Source organism: Streptomyces sp. NBC_00483 (assembly GCF_036013745.1).
Lineage (GTDB): Bacteria > Actinomycetota > Actinomycetes > Streptomycetales > Streptomycetaceae > Streptomyces.
Map to the genome: position 1 here is coordinate 1,954,295 of NZ_CP107880.1, position 19,563 is coordinate 1,973,857.

Genomic DNA, 19,563 nt, shown 5'->3' on the forward strand with positions numbered 1-19,563 from the left:
TACGTGCCGAATATGGTGCACACACCTCCGGGCATTGCCTGCGCGGCCCGGCCGGATCATTGTTCAGAGCACATCGAAGAAGGTGAGTCCGCTCAGCTCGTGGTAGGTGCCACGCAGGGTGAGATCTCCCTCGATCCTGAGGTCGCGAACGTCCCGATGGGCGTCGGTGGCCCGGTTGTACTCGTGTTCCTCGAGGCGTACGTGGATCTGGCGCTGCTGACCCACCAGGTCCCCGTTCTCCTTCATCAGCCGGCCCACTACGGTGACGTCGCCGGGGCCGAAATCGGCCTCCCGCTTCAGCCTGGTCGGCCTGCCGACGATGACCACTCCGCGCTCCGGCTCGTTGCGGCGCAGGTCCTGGGCACCGGCCAGCAGGACCGGGGCCAGGTGCCGGGGAAAGTCCGTGCGGGCACTGTCAAAAGGCACCGGCCACCGCGGCGACCAGGCGAAACCGACGGAGAAGCCGTGGCCATGCGCCTGCGCGTCCCGGCCGTCGTGTCCGCCCAGGCCGGCCAGCGCCTCGCACAGGTCGGCGGAGACACCCCGGCCGACGCCCTCGGCGAAAGAGACCGAGTCGTCCGTCAGGTCCGCTTCCTCGGCCGCGTCGCGGGCAGCGGCGACCGCTTCGAACAGGGTCCGGGAGACCTTGCGGGCGAACGGTTCCGGCGCGACATCGAGCTCGGGACGGTCCTCGAAGAGCGAGCCGTCCGAGCCCGGCTCGGGCAGCGGAACCTGCACGCTGAGGATGTAGCTGCCGGGTGAGGTCGGCCCGAACCGCGCACCGGCCACGAAGTCCTTGGCGCGCTGCGGCTTGCGTCTCGGGTGCACGAGACGGCGCTCGTCAGCAACCGTGGTGCAGGCAGCGGCCATCAGCAGGTCCCTGGCGCTGGTCATCGCCAGGACACCGTCCTGGACCGGAATAGTGCCCGAGGGCGTCTTGGGCTGCGTCCGGATGTACTGCACGTCGAGCCCGGTCAACGCCAGGTCCTGGTGCACGGCGGTCTCTGGCCGTCCTTCCAGGGCGGCAAGCGCCCGGATCAGATCCGCCATCCGGTCGGTGTAGTCGGCCAGCTCGCGGTCGAGTGGAAGCAGCACCCGGCGACGCTGTCCGGACCACTCCAGCTCGTAACGGCGGCTGTAGCGGACCCGGCCGCCCGGGCTCCAACCCCTGCTTCGCAGATAGCCCGCCACATCGTCAGGCCGCAGCCGTGCAAGGTCGTGCTCCGGCACTCCCCCAGCAGTCATGACGCAGGCACCTCCTCGCACGCCCGGTCGAAGAACTCGTGCAGAACTTCGATGGTGAGGAGATTGTCGCGCGGCACAGTGACAGTCACGGTTTTCTGGCCCTGCTGGACCGGCAGCAGGTGGTTCTCGAGAGACAGCCAGTACGCGGAGTGATGCAGAGTCAGCGCCTGCTGGGCGACCTCGATGTATTCGCGCGGATGCTCCGGCACCATGACCATCACGAGATAGCAGGGGACCTGCCGGCGTCCGCGCAGCCGCTTGAACTGGTCGATCGGGAGAGCGATCGAGAAACCGGTGCCGCAGGTAGCGAATTCACCAACCCGCCGCGACTTGACCTGCAACGCGATCTGCACATCCAGCTCCGGGTCCTCGTGGTCCCGGCCGAGGATGAGGTCCTTGCCGATGTCCGGATACGGGACGGCCACCTGAAATCCGGCGGCCGCGGCGATCGCGGACACGAACGTCTCCCCGTACCAGCCCTGGTGGTTATTGAGCTCCATGCGCCCCCGCGCTCCGGTCGCAGGCCACTCTCCACGCGCCTATGCCCGGGGTGACGTACCGATCACTGTTCGCGCAGGCTACCCACGCCCTGATCGTTTCAAAAGACGGATTCCAGCCAGCGGTCACCCGCCCCCGTCAGAACATCGCGTGCCCGCTCCCGCCCCCGTCACCGTCGTCCAGCGGGCGCCTCGCCTCAGCCAGCGCGACGACGTGGACGAACCACTCCAGTACGGTGCGGATCTCCTCCCCATGGTCCGCGAAGACCTCCAGGGGGAAGGAGGGGCGCAGATCCAGTTTCGCCTCGGCGAGATCGATGCCGTCGATCTTGTTGAGGCGGGTCATCAGTTCGCGGCGCAGCGGTTCGTCGTCGAAGGGAGGACGGCGCTTCAGGTGCTGGAAGACCACCTCGACCACGCCGGTCACGGGGTAGAGCGTGACCGGCCACAGGACGCGCGGGCGCGGATCGTCGTCCACCTGGATCGCGGGATAGCAGCTGGTCTCGCTCGCCTTGCCGTAGTCGCGGTATCCGCCGAGTTCCTCCCAGGCGGACAGCGCGGCCCGTACGCCGTCGGCGGTCGACGGCGTCTGGTTGTCGCGCAGTTGAGCCTCGAAGCGGGCATCGGCCGACAGCTGTGCATGATCCGGGGAGGGGGTGGGAACGGCGAAGTCCTCGGGGTCCCTTCCGAGGAGGGCCGCCAGTTCCGTGGCGGTCAGCCGCTGGGATCGGCGGGCACGGCCGGCATCGTCGAAGGAGATGCCTTCAGCCTCCAGGAGAGCGCGCGGATCGCCCTGGTCGTGCCCGTCGGCCCAGCGGAATCCTTCGGCGACCCGACCGTCGGCGGTCAGCACCCGGTGGGCCCCGTACACCCCCGCTTTCGACACCAGGTAGTTGCCGACAGGCATGGCGTGCGTACCGACGAGGGCAGCGAGCTCTCCGTACGTCGTCCAGGTGCCAGTGGGCATGGCCCGCAGGGCCGCGCGCAGCTCCGTCCAGACCGGCGACTGGGCGTCGGCGGGGGCCAGGTCCTCGATCGGCCCGGGCCACAACTCCAGGGCGCGTTCCGTCAGTTCTTCGGCGCGGGTGAGGATCTCGGCCCGTCCCCAGCGGGCCTGCGCGGCGATCTGCTGGTTCATCCGCAGGGCACTGGCGTCGAGGATCTCCTGCTTGCGGCGGAAGGGGTGGTTGGACAGGCGGGCGTTGTCGGCCGACAGGGTGAGGTTGCCGAGAGTGTGAACGAGTCCGGCGTGCAGTTCGCCGGGGCTCTGCGCGTCATCGGTCTCCTCGGCGAGGAGGTCGAACCATTCCTGGGCGGGATTCTGCGGCAGGACGTGCTCCACGGTGAGCCGCGCCCTGGCGTAGTCGACCGGCTCGCTGGCCTCGTAGCTCTCCTCCAGCCTGCGAAGCACTTGGAAACGCTGACCGCCGCGGCCCGCCTTGTAGAAGGCGCGGGTACGGATCGCCTCGCGGACGGTCTCGTCCCGGGGCCAGAGGCGGGGCCCGGCCGGATGGCGCGACAGGTGCCGCCGTACGGCTTCGGCCGACGGAAGGTTGTTGTCCAGTTCCTTGGGGAGCTCCATGAAGACCCGGTTGTTGCCCGTCGTGGACAGGCCGGCGAACAGGCGGCGCACCAGATAACTCTCCGCGTACGCGAGGGCCTGGGCCGCGTCGGCGGCGGATGCCTGCCCGGAGTCCACGCGGTCCAGGAGGTGAAGGGCCAGCGGATAGTGGGTCAGGCCGCCCCACCGGTCGAGCCTCTCCAGCGCCAGCCGGAGGCCGGGGTCCTGCTCGCGTGCGGGTTCCAGGATCCGCATCAGCCGCTCTGCGCGCTCCGCCAGCGCGGCCACTTCCTGCTCCAGAGCGGCCTCGCCCCCTCGCAGGGCCTCCAAGCGCTTCTTCTGGTCGCGGTAGGTCTCACTCTGCTTGGCCCGGCTGTTGCCGCTGACCACCAGGTCCAGCCAGACAAGGAGTTCGAGATTGTCCGGCCCGAGCAGCTCCTGCATGGGCAACCAGCGGCTGCGGTAGACGGCCTCCCCACGGGTCGGCAGACACATGAAGATGTAATTGCGCAGGAGGTCGCTCTGACTGAGTCCGACGCCGGTGTTGTTGATCGACTCGAAGATCCGGTAGACATTGTCGCCCTCCGCCGCAGTGATCGCGACGATGGACAGCTGCCCGCCCAGTACGGTCTCCACCGCCGCGGTCCACTGCTCTCCACCGCTCTCGGCGCCCTCGGCCAGCGCACCGAGGAAGAAGCGGTAGGCGGCCCCGATATTGCCCGGGCCGCCCGCGCGCGGAGTGCTCTCGACGCAGGCGGTGAAGGCGTCCCGGTCGGCCTGGGTCGGCAGCAGCCGGTAGTGGTCGTCGCCCTCGCGGTAGGTGTTGACCAGCAGAAGGTCGTTGATACGGGCGGCCTTCCTGTCCGCGCCGAGCTCCCGGTAGTGGTCGCGCAGGGCGGTGAAGGCGAGCATCAGGGTGGTGAGCCGTTGCTGCCCGTCGACGACCAGCCAGCGCTGCATCGTCCCAGCGGCGACGCCGGTCGGGGCGAGCACCACCGAACCCAGGAAGTGCCCGGCCACCGGACGCTCCGCAAGGCGCTCCTCGACCAGCTCCAGGACGTCCTCCCAGAGCTGCCTCAGTTCTTCCTGCTGCCAGCTGTAAGTACGCTGGTACAGCGGCACCTGGAACTGCATCTCGCCCTGGACGAGCTTGCTGAACGTGGTCTCCTGAGCGTGCACGCGCGTACCCCTCCGACAAGGTGTGGCAAGACTGCCTCGTCATTCTCCCCCATCCGGGTACGGTGATCAGGAGAACCGACAGGCCGCACGTGCGGAGGCACTCATGGCGACGCTGGGCATCCACAAGGACTTCCTGATGGAGTTCGCCCGGCTGGAGAAACCCGTACAGAAGCGGGTCCAGGAGGTCTTCGACAAGTTCGAGGAGCACCGGCACGCGGGCCTGCACCTGGAGAAGCTGGAGAATCCGCGCGACCCTCGGATCCGGACCATCCGCGTCAACAAATTCATGCGCGGTGTCGTCCTCGCCCCCGAGTCCGGCGACAGCTTCCTCCTGCTCAAGGTCATGCCGCACGATGACGCGATCGCCTGGGCTCTCAAGCACCGGGCTACGGTCAACTCGGCGACCCAGGGCATCGAACTGCGCAACGACGTGGCCCTGGAGCGCGCGACCGCGGGGGTACGGCAACTCGCCGAGGAAGGCGACCGTCGCTTGTTCGGGAAGGTCGGCGACAAGGACCTCGTTCGGCTCGGCGTCGACGCCGACCTACTGCCGCTGGTCCGGCACCTCGCCGACGAGGCCCATCTCGACGCGCTACGGAAGATCCTCCCCGAGCAGCAGTACGACGTACTGGCCGGACTCGCCGCCGGGATGACTCCGGAGGACGTCTGGCGCGAGGTGGTGGCGGTCCAGTTGGAGCACGCCTCACCTTCGGCGTCCCAAGAGGCCAACGTCGTACCGGGCAGCGACCTGTCCCCGTCGCCCACCGACCCGGACGACCTGTCGGCCGCGATGGCCCGTTCCCGGGGCCGGATCGCTCTGGTCACCGGCCCCGACGAGTTGATGGACATCCTGGAGCGGCCGTTCGACGCCTGGCGCGTCTTCCTGCACCCCAGCCAGCACCGGGTCGCCTACCGTCCCTCGTACAAGGGTCCTGCGCGCGTCGTGGGCGGTCCCGGCACGGGCAAGACCGTCGTCGCCCTGCACCGTGCCCTGCACCTGGCACAGCGGCTGCCCGCCGATGCCCCGGACGAGTCCATCCTTCTGACCACGTACACCCGGGACCTCGCCACCGATCTCCGGCGCAGCCTCGAACTCCTCATCCCTGACCCCGCGTTGCGCGCGCGGATCAGAGTGGCGAACGTGGACGCATTGGCCCACCAGCTCGTGCGGGAAGACCGCAACGCCCCTCTCAACCTGGTCACCGACCAAAAAGAGATCATCGCGCGCTGGGCCCGGATCGCCCGCCGGACCGGTGTCGACTTCACCGATGTCTTCCTCGATCAGGAGTGGCGGCAGGTAGTACTGGCCCAGGACCTGCGGACGCCCGAGTCCTATCTGAAGGCGTCACGCACCGGCCGTGGGGCCGCACTCGGGCCGCTCAAGCGGGCCCAGACCTGGCGCGCGGTCGAGGCCTTCACGAAGGAACTGGTGCTGGCGCAGGAGTGGACGTTCCTTCAGGTCTGTTCGGAAGCCGCCCGGCTGCTCGACGCGCAGGGAGGCGAACGCCCGTATCGCCATGTGGTGATCGACGAGGCGCAGGATCTCCACCCGGCCCAATGGAGGCTGTTGCGGGCGCTGGTAGCCCCCGGACCGGACGACCTGTTCATCGCCGGTGACACGTACCAGCGGATCTACGGCAACAGAGTCTCGCTACGCAGTCTCGGCATCCCGGTGACCGGCCGTTCCACCCGGCTACGCATCAACTACCGCACCACGCAGGAGATCTTGGCCTGGTCGACGGCGTTGCTCAGCGGTGAATCGGTCGATGACATGGACGAGGGAACCGAGTCACTGAACGGCTACCGGTCCGCCTTTCACGGCGCAGCGCCCCGGACTTCAGGAGCCGAGGACAAACTGGAGGAGCTCGCCGGACTAGTGGACCAGGTCCGCGACTGGACGCACAGTGGTGTCGCCCCGCAGGAGATCGGCATCGCGGTGCGCTACACCCAGCTCGGCAAGGAGATCAGGCAGGCGCTCGAGCAATCGGGCATGCCAGCCGTGGTGCTCGGCGGCAGGTCGGCGACGGGTGACGGAATCCGGATCGGCACGATGCACCGCATGAAAGGGCTGGAGTTCCGCTGTGTCGCGGTAGCCGGGGTCAAGGACGGCACGGTTCCGCTGCGCAACGCCGTGACGGCCGAGGCAACCGACGCCCAGCAGCACCGCGAGGACCTGCTCGGCGAACTGAGCCTGTTGTTCGTGGCCTGCACCCGGGCTCGGGAGGCGCTGCGGGTGTCATGGCACGGGGCGCCGAGCCCATTCCTTGCCGCGGTGCGCGCGAAATAGTCGCCCCGGACAAACCAGACATCATCATCGGATGCCCGACGTGGCCCGGTCCCCCTCCACGTGCAGTCTTCTGCGCTTGCTCTTACTTGGGAAGCAGGAGCAACCGCAGTACCACCTGGCACCGCCTCCTGACGGAACGTCGGGCCACCTGCGGACCCGACGCGTTTGGCGTGGCCGGACTACATCCCGAGAGTCCCCCGGCCCCTCTCACCCAAGAAACGACAACCGCACCTGCCGCCGCGGATTATCCCTGTTGGTGTCCACCAAACACACCGACTGCCACGTCCCCAGCTCCAACCCACCCCCCACCACCGGCAACGTCGCATGCGGCGGCACGATCGCCGGGAGGACGTGGTCGCGGCCGTGGCCCGGGGAGCCGTGGCTGTGCTGCCAGCGGTCGTCCGCGGGGAGGAGGGTGTGGAGGGCGGCGAGGAGGTCGTCGTCGCTGCCGGCGCCCGTTTCGATGATGGCGATGCCTGCCGTGGCGTGCGGGACGAAGAGGTTGAGGAGGCCGTCGCGGCCGTGGGCGACCTCGCGCAAGAAGGACTCGCAGTCGCGGGTGAGGTCGGCGATGCGCTCGGTGGAGCCTGTGGTGATGTCCAGGACTCGGGTCGTGAAGACGTCTGACATAGGGACATTGTCGCCCGGATGAACTGCGGAGCGCCTGCTCGGGCGACCGGCTGCCGGTACGCATGGTCCACCCGCTGAGACGATATTGACCGTACGTCGACAGCTGGATACGTTCTGCCGCATGTTGCGTTCAGCCATGCTCACCACGCGCGGTCACATCGACCTGCTGCGGGTGGCCTCTGCCGCGTGTCGCCGCGGCTGCTGACGCCTTTTCTCGCTTCTTCTGCGCTTCTTCACTCTTCTGCGCTCACCCTCTTCTCGTTGCCGCTTCGGTGTTCGGCCGTGACGGCGCGCCGCTGACGCGCGCCCGCTGACGCCGAGGCGTGCCCTCGCCTGCCATGGAGTGCCATGAGCACCAGTCATGCCCCGCCCGTTTCGTCCGCCCGGTCGCCCGAGGAGGAACCCGGGCAGGCCGCCGACAAGGCGTCCGAAGGCCAAGCAGTTGGCCAGTCGCCCGAGCTCGTTCCCCTTGTCCCTTCCTCCACCCGACGCACCCGCGTTCCCCGTTGGCTGCGCCGTACCAGTGGGCCGTTGCTGCTTCTCGTACTGTGGCAAGTCCTCACGTCTGTAGGGGTGTTGACGCCCGAGGTGTTGGCGTCGCCGGGCACCATCGCGCGGGTCGGTGCGGGTCTCGTGTCCGACGGGTCACTGCCCGCGGCCATGGGTGTCTCGCTGCAGCGCGTCGCCGTCGGGCTGCTGTGTGGTGTCGTCGTCGGGACCGGGCTCGCGCTGGTGTCGGGCCTCTTCCGGGTCGGCGAGGATCTCGTCGACGCGAGTGTGCAGATGCTGCGGACCGTGCCGTTCGTCGGGCTGATTCCGCTGTTCATCATCTGGTTCGGCATCGGTGAGGCGCCGAAGGTAGCCATCATCACCCTTGGTGTGTCCTTTCCGCTGTACCTGAATGTGTACGCCGGGATTCGTGGTGTCGACTCCCAACTCATCGAGGCCGGGGAGTCGTTGGGGCTGAGCCGATGGAAGCTCGTGCGTCATGTCGTGCTGCCGGGCGCGCTGCCTGGCGCCATGACCGGGTTGCGGTACTCGCTCGGCATCTCGTGGCTGGCGCTCGTCTTCGCCGAGCAGATCAACGCCGACGCCGGCATCGGATTCCTGATGGTGCAGGCGCGGGACTTCCTGCGCACCGACGTCATCGTCGTCTGCCTGATCGTCTACGCGTTCCTCGGCCTGCTCGCCGACTTCGTCGTCCGTTCCCTCGAAAGGCTGCTGCTGCAATGGCGACCGACGTTCACCGGCCGGTGACCCCTTCCCCCAAGACCACCATCGGTGCCGGTTCCGCCGTGCGCGTCGAAGGTCTCTCCCGTTCCTTTGACGGGCGCGCCGTCATCGATGACCTTCAACTCGACGTAAAGCCAGGGGAGTTCGTCGCCCTGCTCGGGCGCAGCGGGTGCGGCAAGTCCACGCTGCTGCGCATCCTCGCCGGGCTCGACCGCGACATCGAAGGCACCGTACTCGTACCTCGGCGCAAGGCCGTCGCGTTCCAGGCGCCGCGGCTCATGCCGTGGAAGCGGGTGTGGCGCAACGTCCTGCTCGGCCTGCCGGGCAAGCCAGAACGCGGCGTCGCCGAGCGGGCGTTGGACGAGGTGGGGCTCGAGCACCGTACGGACGCCTGGCCCAAGACCCTCTCCGGTGGCGAGGCCCAGCGTGCCTCGCTCGCCCGTGCCCTCGTGCGCGAGCCCGATCTGCTGCTGCTCGACGAGCCGTTCGGCGCGCTCGACGCGCTGACCCGGATCAAGGCCCAGCGCCTGGTCGGCGAGTTGTGGCAACGGCGGGGCTGTGCCGTGCTGTTGGTGACCCACGATGTCGAGGAGGCGGTACTGCTCGCCGATCGGGTGCTGGTCATGGACGACGGTGTCATCGCCCACGAGACCCGCGTCGATCTGGAGCGGCCGCGCGATCTCACCGATCCGCGCTTCGCCGAACTGCGCGCCGAGCTGCTGAACCGGCTGGGTGTGGACGAGTCCTCCCACTGACCCGATCTCCGCGCCCCATCTTCACGCCCCATCTCCGCGCCCCATCTCCGCTCCCCTTCTCGCGCTTCTCTCATCGCCCCCCTATTTTTGAACGGACTTGTCATGCGACGCCCTCTCATAGCCGGCGCCCTCGTCACCCCCCTCGCCCTCCTGCTCGCCGCCTGCTCCGGTGCCACCACCGCCAGCACATCCACCGGCAGCGGTGGCAGTGGCGGCGTCGACGGGAAGGGGCCACTCACCCTCAACGTCGGCGACCAGAAGGGTGGTTCGGAGGCCGTACTCAGGGCCGCCGGTGAACTTGACGACCTGGACTACAAGATTCGCTGGTCCACGTTCACCTCGGGGCCGCCGCTCCTCGAAGCCATCAACGCCAAGGCCGTGGACATCGGCGGCGTCGGCAACACACCACCCGTCTTCGCGGCCGGTGCCGACTCGAAGATCAAGGTGGTGTCCGCCAGCCACGGGACCGCCAAGGGGGACACGATCCTTGTCCCGAAGGGCTCGAAACTGAAGAGTCCTGCGGGGCTCAAGGGCAAGTCGATCGCGGTGGCCCAGGGGTCATCGGCGCACTACCAGCTCGTCGCCTCGCTCAAGAAGGTCGGGCTCGCGCTGAAGGACGTGAAGGTCAAGTACCTTCAACCGGCCGACGCGCTGGCCGCGTTCACCGCGGGCAAGGTCGACGCGTGGGCCGTCTGGGATCCGTACACCTCGCAGGCGTTGCGCGCGAAGCTCGGTCGCGTACTCACCGACGGCGACGGGGTCACCAACGGGCTCGCCTTCCAGGTCGCCTCCCCCATCTCCCTCGCCGACAAGAAGAAGTCCGCCGCCATCAAGGACTATCTCGATCGGCTGCGGCGCGCCCAGAACTGGGTCTACAAGCACCCGCAGGCGTGGGCGAAGGTGTGGGCCAAGGACACCGGACTGCCGTACGGGGCGGCGTACGACGCCGTGAAGCGTACGAACGGCACACGCGTTACGGTCGCCGTCGACAAGAACGTGATCACCTCTGAGCAGCAAATCGCCGACTCCTTCACTGAGTTGAAGTTGATTCCGCGCAAGGTCGACTTCTCGAAGTACGTCGACACGCGCTTCAACGACAAGCTGCCGCCCTCCACCACCGCCCCGCGCACATACGGCAAGGAGTCCTGAACCCATGAACGTTCATCTGCACTGGTTCCTGCCGACCGGCGGCGACGGACGCACCCTCGTCGACCGGCACGCCTTCAGCGGCGGGGCACTTGAGCGTTCGCCAGGCGGTCCGATCTCCGGAGTGCGCGCGCCCGACCTCGACTATCTCGTTCAAATCGCCAAGGCGGCCGAGCAGTTGGGCTTCGAGGCCGTACTCACTCCGACCGGGACGTGGTGCGAGGACGCGTGGCTGACGACGGTCGCGCTCGCCCAGCACACCGAGCGCCTGAAGTTCCTCGTGGCATTCCGGCCCGGGGTGATCTCGCCGACGCTCGCCGCGCAGATGGCGTCGACGTATCAACGCCTCACGAACGGACGGCTCTTGCTCAATGTCGTCACCGGTGGTGACTCGGCCGAGCAGCGGCGCTTCGGCGACCATCTCGACCACGATCAGCGCTATGCACGCACCGACGAGTTCCTTTCGGTGGTGCGTGGCGTGTGGGGCGGCAGCTCGCAGGAGCCGTTCGACTTCGCCGGGGAGCACTACCGGGTCGACGGCGGCTACACGGCGCTTCCGCCGGATCCGCGGCCGGAGATCTTCTTCGGTGGCTCGTCGGCCGCCGCGGGGCCGGTCGCGGCGCGGCACTCCGATGTGTATCTGACGTGGGGCGAGCCACCGCAGCAGGTGAAGGAGAAGATCGACTGGATCCGTTCGCTCGCCGAGCACGAGGGGCGCACCGTGCGGTTCGGGATCCGGCTGCACTCGATCTCGCGCGACTCCGCGCGGGACGCGTGGGCCACGGCGGACCGGCTGCTCGACGACCTCTCCCCCGAGGCCGTCGCCGCCGCGCAGGCCGCGCTCGGGCGCAGCGAGTCGGTCGGGCAGCAGCGGATGCTGGCGCTGCACGGCGGTGAGCGTAAGAGCCTGGAGATCTCGCCCAATCTGTGGGCCGGGATCGGTCTCGTGCGCGGTGGCGCCGGGACGGCGCTCGTCGGCAGCCACGCCGATGTCGCCGACCGGATCGAGGAGTACCACACGCTCGGCATCGAGCACTTCGTGCTCTCCGGATATCCGCATCTGGAGGAGGCGTACTGGTTCGGGGAGGGTGTCATTCCCGAACTGGCCGCACGCGGGCTCGTGGAGCCGGTCGCGCGCCGGTCCGGTGTGCCGCTGGCGGTTGCGGGCGGGCGCTGATGGTCGCGGGCGAGCGCTGACGGGGGGCGCTCGTTTCCTGGTCGGCGCACGCGGGAAGATCTCGCGCTCCGATGGAGTTAGTAGAAACGTGAACGACATCGGGGTACGAGACGCCGCCTCCGCCGATGGTCCGCGCCGAGTCGACGTCGTCGTCATCGGCGCCGGCCAGGCAGGGCTTTCCGCCGCCTATCACCTGCGCCGCGTGGGCTTCGAGCCCGAGCGGGACTTCGTCGTCCTCGACCACGCGCCCCGCCCCGGCGGCGCCTGGCAGTTCCGGTGGCCCTCGCTCACCTACGGCAAGGTGCACGGCATGCACGCGCTGCCCGGCATGGAACTGACCGGCGCCGACCCCGCGCGACCCTCCTCGGAGGTCATCTCCGGGTACTTCACCTCGTACGAGGAGGCCTTCGATCTGCGCGTACGGCGCCCGGTCGACGTGCGGTCGGTGCGCGAGGAAAGCGAGGGGCGCGAAGGGCGCGAGGGGCGCGAAGGGCGCGAAGGGGAGGACGGTCGGCTGCTCGTCGAGACCTCCGACGGGGTGTGGTCGACGCGCGCCCTGATCAATGCGACGGGCACCTGGGACCGGCCGTTCTGGCCGCGTTATCCGGGGCAGGAGACCTTCCGCGGGCGGCAGTTGCACACCGCGCAGTACCAAGGACCCGAGGAGTTCGCAGGTCAGCGCGTCATGGTGGTGGGCGGCGGGGCCTCAGGGACGCAGCACCTGATGGAGATCGCTCCGGGCGCCGCCTCGACGACCTGGGTCACCCGCCGGCCGCCCGTCTTCCGCGAGGGCCCCTTCGGCGAGGAGGCGGGGCGGGCCGCCGTGGCGGCGGTCGAGGAGCGGGTACGTCAGGGGCTCGCGCCGCTGAGTGTGGTGTCGGTGACCGGGCTGCCGGTGAACGACGCGATCCGCGCGGCCCGCGCGAACGGTGTCCTCGACCGGCACCCCATGTTCGACCGGATCACGCCGACCGGTGTGGCCTGGGACGACGGGCGCGAGGCGGCGGCCGACGTGATCCTCTGGGCCACCGGGTTCCGTGCCTCCATCGAGCATCTGGCGCCGCTGAAGCTGCGCGAAGCGGGCGGCGGGATCCGGATGGAGGGCACGCGCGCGGCCCTCGATCCCCGCATCCACCTGGTCGGCTACGGCCCGTCGGCGAGCACGATCGGTGCGAACCGCGCGGGGCGGTCCGCGGTCCGGGACATTCAGCGGCTACTGGGGCGCAGGACGTCGGTCGCGGTGTGAGGCGACGCGGGTCGGCGCTCACCTGCCGGTTAAGCACCCAAGCCCCTCGGCACCGCGGTCCCCCGCCGGCACCCCGGTATCCCGGCACCAGGACGGGGCCCGTCAACCGTCCTTCTTGGCCTTCGCCTGGTTCTCGTTGAACTCCGCCACGTTCTTCTCCTGCTCGCCCAGGTCCGCGGTGAAGCGCGTGTCCCCCGGCTTGACCGTCACGAAGTACAGCCAGTCACCCGACGCCGGGCTGGTGGCCGCCTCCATCGCCTGCTCCCCCGGATTGCCGATCGGGGTGGGCGGCAGCCCCTTGCGCGCGTAGGTGTTGTACGGGTTGTTGATCTTCGTGTCGTCGTGGGTGGTGTCCAACGTGGAGCGGCCGAGCGCGTAGTTGATGGTGGAGTCCATCTGCAGCGGCATGTCGTGATCGAGCCGGTTGTATATGACGCGGGCGACCCTGTCCATGTCCTCCTTGTTGTCCGCCTCGGCCTGCACGATGCTCGCGATGATGACGCGCTGGTACGGGTTGACGGCGTTGCGCTCGGCGCCCGCGGTCGTTCCGCTACCGCTGCCGCTGCCGCCGCCGAACCTCTTGTTCGCCGTGTCGACCATGTACGCAAGGACCGACTGCGGGGTCGACTTGTCGTTCAAGGGATACGTCGCCGGGAAGAGGTAGCCCTCGGCGTTGCCACCCGCGTCGCCCGGAAGCTTGAGGTGGGCCTTGGGCGCGGCCTTCTTCGTGGTGCCGGCCGGGACGTCGAGCGCCTTGTCGACGGCCTCGTACACCTGGCCCGAACGCCAGCCCTCCGGGATGGTCAGAACCCGGTTCGACTCGTCCCCGCCCGCCAGGGCCAATGACACCGCGACGGCGGTTGCCGCCACGACGGCCCCGGTCACCGTCATGGCGACGCGTCCTCGGCGCGTGATTCGCGTCGTGCTCCGTCGCGGAGTCTCGGTCTGCATGCCGGAACGGTAACCCCTGCGTCAGAACATCCCTGACATATCTCTGCCCTCCTTGACTCCCTCACGGACTCTCTCCCCACTGTTCGCGCCGATGTCATGGCGGCCCGGGCACAACTCCCGTCACGCGGCCGCTTCCACGCGCGCGTCCCGCCGCACGAGCGCCGCGTAGCGGCCCTCCTGGCCGAGCAGTTCCTCGTGCGTGCCGCGCTCGGCTATTCGCCCGGAGTCCAGGACCACGATCTGCTCGGCGCCGCGGACCGTGGAGAGACGGTGCGCGATCGTGAGCGTCGTGCGGTTGGCCGAGAGCGCATCGATGGCTTCCTGTACGGCGTGCTCGGTGCGGGTGTCGAGCGCACTGGTCGCCTCGTCGAGGATGAGCACCGGCGGGTCCCGCAGAATGGTGCGGGCGATCGCCAGGCGCTGCTTCTCGCCTCCGGAGAAGCGGTGGCCGCGCTCGCCGACCACGGTGTCGTAGCCGTCCGGGAGAGCGGCTATGTGCTCGTGGATCTGGGCCGCGCGGGCCGCCGCATACAGCTCCTCGTCGGTCGCGTCGGGCTTGGCGAACCGCAGGTTCTCGGCCACCGAGGCATGAAACAGATACGTCTCCTGGGAGACCACGCCGATCGCGCGCGCGAGGGTGTCGAAGTCCAGGTCGCGGACGTCGACCCCGTCGAGCGTCACGCGCCCGCCCGTGACGTCGTAGAGCCGCGGCACCAGATAGCTGAGCGTGGACTTGCCGGAGCCGGTGGGGCCGACCACGGCGAGGCTGCCGCCTGCGGGGACGGTGAGGTCGATGCCGTCGAGGATCGCCTTCTGCCGCTCGTCGGCGGCATCGTCGGTGGCATAGCGGAACTCGACGTTCTCGAAGCGGACCTCGCCCTTGACGGTGTCGAGGCGGACCGGGTCCTCGCGCTCGGTGATGTCGACCGGCAGGTCCAGGTACTCGAAGATGCGCTGGAACAGGGCGAGCGAGGTCTGGATCTGGACGCCGGTCTGCAGCAGGCTCACGGTCGGCCGGAACAGGCCCTGCTGCAGCGAGACGAACGCGACGAGCGTGCCGATGGAGACGGTGGGGCCGCCGAAGTGCAGGGCGATGCCGGCCGCCCAGTAGATGACCGCGGGCATGGCGGCCATGACGATGCTGATGACGGCCATCCGCCAGCGCCCCGCCATGTTCGACCTGACCTCCAGGCCGACCAGTTCGTCCGACTCGTCGGCGAAGGACTTGGTGAGGGAGTCGGCTCGGCCCATGGTGCGGCCGAGCAGGATGCCGCTGACGGAGAGCGACTCGGTGACCGTGGCGGCCATCGCGGCCATCTGCTTCTGGCGCTGTGTGGCGATCTTCTTGCGCTCGCGGCCGACCCGGCGGCTGATCCACACGAAGATCGGCAGCAGGAGCAGGGAGACGATCGTCAGGCGCCAGTCCAGGGCGATCATCGCGATGACCGTGGCGACGACGCTCGTCAGGTTCGAGACGAGGGAGGTCGCGGTGGAGGTCACGGTCGCCTGCATGCCGCCGATGTCGTTGGCGATGCGGGACTGGACCTCGCCGGTGCGGGTCTTGGTGAAGAAGGCGAGGGACATGCTCTGCAGCCGGCCGTAGACGGCGGTGCGCAGATCGTGCATGACGCGCTGGCCGACCGTCGTCGAGATCAGCGTCTGCAGGACGCCGAAGACGCTCGTCACGACGGCGCTGACGATCATGCCGAGGGCGAGCAGGCTGAGCAGCCCGGTGCGACCCTGCGGGATGGCGACGTCGAGGATCTCCTTGAGCAGGAACGGTGTCGCGACCGTGACCAGCGAGGCGGCGCCGACGAGCAGCCCGACGAGGGCGAGGCGGCCGCGGTAGGGGCGGAACAGGGACAGGATGCGGCGGATCTGCCGCGGCTGCCCCGATGCGTCGGCATCGGGGGGCGGCGTCCAGCGGATTTCGTCGCGGGGCATGGGCCTCCTAGGCATAGAGGGAACTCGGCACGCGCCACTCATCGGGTACCGACGGGGCAGCAGTCGAGTTCGACTCGAGGAGCATAATGCATTGTTACCTCTATTCACAATGCACAAGGTCCTGCTAATGTTCCCGGCATGAAGACACCGGACGCCGACGGTTTCCTCGCCGAGCAGCTGCTGCGGCTGACCCGCCGCCTGCAGCGGATACAGCGGCGCCAGCTGGAGCCGGTCGGGATCACGCCCGCGCAGTCCCGGCTGCTGCGCACGCTGGTGCACTACGAGACGCCGCCGCGCATGGCCGATCTCGCGCAGCGCCTCGAGGTGGTCCCGCGCGCGGTGACGACGACGGTGGACGGCCTGGAGGCGGCCGATCTGGTGCGCCGTGCGCCGGATCCCACGAACCGCCGGGTGATCCGCATCGAGCTCACCGACAAGGGCCGGGCCGCCCTGCGGGAGCTGCGCAGCGCGCGCCGCGCGGCGGCAGAGGAGATCCTGGCACCGTTGGACAAAGAGCAGCGCGCGCAGCTGACGGTCTTGCTGAACGCGCTGTTCGAGCCCCCGCGCACACCGGAGTGCTGACCGCGCCGCAGCACTGACAGAGCCGGGGTACTGACATTGCCGGGGTACTGACAGCGCCGGAGTACTGATAGCGATCGAGGAGAGGCCATGCCGCTGCTGGAGCCGAAGCCGGAAGCCCTGCGCCCCGGAGCCCGTCCGTCGGGGCCTGCGCCCGACCGGGTCGCGGACCAGCAGTCCGGTGGCACGCCCGAGCCGTTGCGCTCGGAGCTGACGCGGCTGCTCGGCGCGGACAAGGTGCTCACCAAGATCTCGGACCTGGTGCGCTACGCGTCGGACGCCAGCCCGTACCGCTTCGTGCCGCAGGTCGTGGTGGTCGCCGAGGACATCGACGACGTGTCGGCGGTGCTCTCCTACGCGCACGGCAAGGGCCGCGAGGTCGTCTTCCGCGCGGCGGGCACGTCGCTGAACGGGCAGGCGCAGGGCGAGGACATCCTCGTGGACGTCCGCAGGTTCTGGGCGGGCATCGAGGTGCTCGGCGACGGTTCGCGCGCGCGGATCGGCCCCGGCACCACGATCGTGCGGGCGAACGCCACGCTTGCGCGGCACGGGCGCGTACTCGGCCCCGACCCGGCGAGCGCCATCGCCTGCACAGTGGGCGGCGTGGTGGCGAACAACGCGTCGGGGATGACGGCGGGCACGACCCGGAACTCGTACCGGATGGTCTCCTCCCTCACCTTTGTGCTGCCGTCCGGCACGGTCGTCGACACGGGCGACCCGCGCGCGGACGAGGACCTGGCACACGCCGAACCGGCGCTCTGTGAGGCCCTGTTGGCGATCAAGCGGGAGATCGAGGAGGACGCCGAGCTCACCCGCAGGATCCGCGCCAAGTACGAGATCAAGAATACGAACGGCTACCGGCTGGACGCCTTCCTGGACGGCGAGACCCCGGTGCAGATCATGCGCGGCCTCATGGTGGGCTCGGAGGGCACCTTCGGGTTCATCTCCGAAGTCGTCTTCGACACCCTGCCGTTGGACCGGAAGGTGTCGACGGCGCTGCTGTTCTTCCCCTCCCTGACCGCGGCCGCGGCGGCGGTGCCGGTGTTCAACGAGGCGGGGGCGCTGGCCGTGGAGCTGATGGACGGCAATACGTTGCGCGCCTCGGTCAGCGTGCAGGGTGTGCCGCAGGACTGGGCCGAGCTGCCCAAGGAGACGACGGCGCTGCTGGTGGAGTTCCGCGCCCCGGACGAGAAGACCCAGGCCACCTACGAGAAGGCGGCTGCGAAGGCCCTCGAAGGTCTCGAACTCGTCGCGCCCGTGACCTCGGTGACCAATGAGTTCACACGGGACGCGAAGACCATCGGGGGCTACTGGAAGGCGCGCAAGGCGTTCGTGACGGCGGTCGGCGGCTCGCGCCCTTCGGGCACCACGCTCATCACGGAGGACTTCGCGGTGCCGCCCTCGCGGCTCGCAGAGGCCTGCGAGGCGCTGCTCGAACTGCAGACGCGGCACGGCTTCGACGCGGCGGTGGCGGGGCACGCGGCGCACGGCAATCTGCACTTCCTGTTGGCTTTCGACGCGGCGAAGCCGGAGGACGTGGAGCGGTACGCGGCGTTCATGGACGAGTTCTGCCGCCTCACGGTCGACCGGTTCGACGGCTCCCTGAAGGCGGAGCACGCGACGGGCCGCAATATCGCCCCCTTCCTGGAGCTCGAATGGGGCGCCAAGGCCACGGAGTTGATGTGGCGCACCAAGCAGGTCATCGACCCGGACGGGGTGCTCGCGCCGCGCATCGTGCTGGACCGCGACCCGAAGGCCCATCTGCGGGGCCTCAAGACGATCCCAAAGGTGGATCTGATCGCCGACCCGTGCATCGAATGCGGCTTCTGCGAACCCACGTGTCCCAGCGAGGACTTGACGACAACGCCGCGCCAGCGGATCGTGCTGCGCCGCGAGATGATGCGCCAGCCGTCGGGCTCGCCGGTGGAGGACGAGCTGATCGACGCCTACGGGTACGACGCCGTGGACACCTGCGCCGGCGACTCCACGTGCAAGCTGGCCTGCCCGGTCGGCATCGACACGGGGGCGTTCATGAAGAGCTTCCGGCACGCCCGTCACTCGCCGCGCGAGGAGCGGACGGCCGCGCTCGTGGCGAAGAACTTCAAGGCCGTGGAGACCTCGGCCCGGCTCGCGGTGGCGGCCGCCGACAAGATCGGTGACCGCCTCCTGAGTGCCGTAACGGGCGCCGCACGCAAGGCGGTTCGGCCGGACCTGGTGCCGGAATGGCTGCCGGAGGTACCTGCCGCTGCGGCCAGGAAGCTACCGCGTACCGCGCGCGTGGGGGCCACGGCCGTCTACTACCCGGCGTGCGTGAACCGCATTTTCGGCACCCCCGGCGACGTATCGCTGCCTCAGGCCGTTGTCGCGGTCTCCGCGCGCGCGGGCAAGCCGGTGTGGATCCCGAACGATGTGGCCGGGACGTGCTGCGCCACGATCTGGCACTCCAAGGGCTACGACGAGGGCAACACGGTGATGGCGAACCGGATCGTCGAGGCGGCCTGGGCCTGGACCGGGGGCGGCAGGCTTCCCCTCGTGGTGGACGCCTCCTCGTGCACGCTGGGCATCGCGCACGAGGTGGTGCCGTATCTCACCGACGACAACAGGGAGTTGCACGCGGAGCTGACCATCGTGGACTCCCTGGTCTGGGCCGCGGAGGAACTGCTGCCGCGACTCACCATCGAGCGCACGATCGGCTCGGCCGTGCTGCATCCGACGTGCTCCATGGAACACCTGGGCGACGTCGGCCAGTTGAGAGCCCTGGCCGAGGCCTGCGCCGACGAGGTGGTGCTGCCGGACGACGCGGGTTGCTGCGGCTTCGCGGGCGACCGAGGCATGCTCCACAAGGAGCTGACCGAGTCCGCCACGGCGAAGGAGGCCGCGGAGGTCACGTCCCGCACATACGACGCCCATCTGTCGGCGAACCGGATGTGCGAGGTCGGCATGGACCATGCGACGGGCCGCTCGTACTACTCCGTACTGGTCGAGCTGGAGCGGGCGACGCGGCGCGGTGCAGCCCGCGTGTGAGGGCGCGTGAGGGCGCGTCACATGAGTCCAAAAGCCCGATGACATAAGTCCAACCACCCGTCCGATTCGACCTCTTGCGCCCCTGCTCTCACTCCCAGCAGGGTGGCTT

Annotated in this window: 15 protein-coding genes; 9 read left to right on the forward strand and 6 right to left on the reverse strand. The window is 69.2% G+C overall.

Annotated elements, in window-relative coordinates; genetic code table 11:
• Positions 1 to 63: 63 nt before the first annotated feature.
• The 3 genes from OHA73_RS08380 to OHA73_RS08390 form a co-directional block, all read right to left on the reverse strand.
• Positions 64 to 1,245, reverse strand: coding sequence for a hypothetical protein (locus tag OHA73_RS08380; RefSeq protein WP_327654710.1), 1,182 nt, complete (start codon positions 1,243 to 1,245; stop codon positions 64 to 66).
• The gene (locus OHA73_RS08385) at positions 1,242 to 1,703 is read right to left on the reverse strand and encodes a DUF4365 domain-containing protein (RefSeq protein ID WP_327654711.1); all 462 of its coding nucleotides are present in this window, start codon (positions 1,701 to 1,703) and stop codon (positions 1,242 to 1,244) included. The genes OHA73_RS08380 and OHA73_RS08385 overlap by 4 nt, the downstream gene beginning before the upstream one ends.
• Positions 1,704 to 1,881: 178 nt before the next feature.
• On the reverse strand, positions 1,882 to 4,482 hold the full coding sequence (locus OHA73_RS08390; RefSeq protein ID WP_327654712.1) for a GmrSD restriction endonuclease domain-containing protein: 2,601 nt from the start codon (positions 4,480 to 4,482) through the stop codon (positions 1,882 to 1,884).
• A 103-nt stretch (positions 4,483 to 4,585) separates the two neighbouring features.
• Between OHA73_RS08390 and OHA73_RS08395 the strand changes: the two genes are divergently transcribed.
• Entirely contained in the window at positions 4,586 to 6,769 is a 2,184-nt protein-coding gene (locus OHA73_RS08395; RefSeq protein WP_327654713.1) for a UvrD-helicase domain-containing protein, read from the forward strand.
• Positions 6,770 to 6,976: 207 nt separating this feature from the next.
• Here the strand turns inward: OHA73_RS08395 and OHA73_RS08400 are convergent, their stop codons facing one another.
• Entirely contained in the window at positions 6,977 to 7,399 is a 423-nt protein-coding gene (locus OHA73_RS08400) for a YjbQ family protein (protein ID WP_327654714.1), read from the reverse strand.
• Between the two features lie 136 nt (positions 7,400 to 7,535).
• On the opposite strand from OHA73_RS08400, the gene OHA73_RS45730 reads away from it, so the two are divergent.
• The 6 genes from OHA73_RS45730 to OHA73_RS08425 all read left to right on the forward strand — a co-directional run bounded on the left by OHA73_RS45730 (position 7,536) and on the right by OHA73_RS08425 (position 12,956).
• Complete coding sequence (locus OHA73_RS45730; protein WP_351286961.1) at positions 7,536 to 7,604, forward strand: putative leader peptide; 69 nt, start codon at positions 7,536 to 7,538, stop codon at positions 7,602 to 7,604.
• A 143-nt stretch (positions 7,605 to 7,747) separates the two neighbouring features.
• On the forward strand, positions 7,748 to 8,656 hold the full coding sequence (locus tag OHA73_RS08405) for an ABC transporter permease (RefSeq protein WP_327654715.1): 909 nt from the start codon (positions 7,748 to 7,750) through the stop codon (positions 8,654 to 8,656).
• Positions 8,629 to 9,387 carry an ABC transporter ATP-binding protein gene (locus tag OHA73_RS08410; RefSeq protein ID WP_327654716.1) on the forward strand — a complete coding sequence of 253 codons (759 nt, stop codon included), beginning with the start codon at positions 8,629 to 8,631 and terminating at the stop codon, positions 9,385 to 9,387. The genes OHA73_RS08405 and OHA73_RS08410 overlap by 28 nt, the downstream gene beginning before the upstream one ends.
• A 102-nt stretch (positions 9,388 to 9,489) precedes the next feature.
• Complete coding sequence (locus OHA73_RS08415) at positions 9,490 to 10,536, forward strand: ABC transporter substrate-binding protein (RefSeq protein ID WP_327654717.1); 1,047 nt, start codon at positions 9,490 to 9,492, stop codon at positions 10,534 to 10,536.
• A gap of 4 nt (positions 10,537 to 10,540) precedes the next feature.
• Entirely contained in the window at positions 10,541 to 11,710 is a 1,170-nt protein-coding gene (locus OHA73_RS08420) for an LLM class flavin-dependent oxidoreductase (protein ID WP_327654718.1), read from the forward strand.
• Between the two features lie 88 nt (positions 11,711 to 11,798).
• Entirely contained in the window at positions 11,799 to 12,956 is a 1,158-nt protein-coding gene (locus OHA73_RS08425) for an NAD(P)-binding domain-containing protein (protein WP_327654719.1), read from the forward strand.
• 102 nt (positions 12,957 to 13,058) lie between these two features.
• Here the strand turns inward: OHA73_RS08425 and mltG are convergent, their stop codons facing one another.
• Positions 13,059 to 13,907, reverse strand: coding sequence for an endolytic transglycosylase MltG (mltG, locus tag OHA73_RS08430; RefSeq protein WP_327654720.1), 849 nt, complete (start codon positions 13,905 to 13,907; stop codon positions 13,059 to 13,061).
• Positions 13,908 to 14,027: 120 nt separating this feature from the next.
• Positions 14,028 to 15,851 (reverse strand): ABC transporter ATP-binding protein, encoded by a 1,824-nt coding sequence (locus tag OHA73_RS08435; protein WP_267071326.1) that lies wholly within the window; start codon positions 15,849 to 15,851, stop codon positions 14,028 to 14,030.
• 138 nt (positions 15,852 to 15,989) lie between these two features.
• Here OHA73_RS08435 and OHA73_RS08440 point away from each other — a divergent pair, with 138 nt between their 5' ends.
• Positions 15,990 to 16,433: a MarR family winged helix-turn-helix transcriptional regulator gene (locus tag OHA73_RS08440; protein ID WP_266722403.1), complete on the forward strand. Its 444-nt coding sequence runs from the start codon at positions 15,990 to 15,992 to the stop codon at positions 16,431 to 16,433.
• Positions 16,434 to 16,520: 87 nt separating this feature from the next.
• Positions 16,521 to 19,454, forward strand: a complete 2,934-nt coding sequence (locus tag OHA73_RS08445) for an FAD-binding and (Fe-S)-binding domain-containing protein (protein ID WP_327654721.1) — start codon at positions 16,521 to 16,523, stop codon at positions 19,452 to 19,454.
• Positions 19,455 to 19,563: the final 109 nt, after the last annotated feature.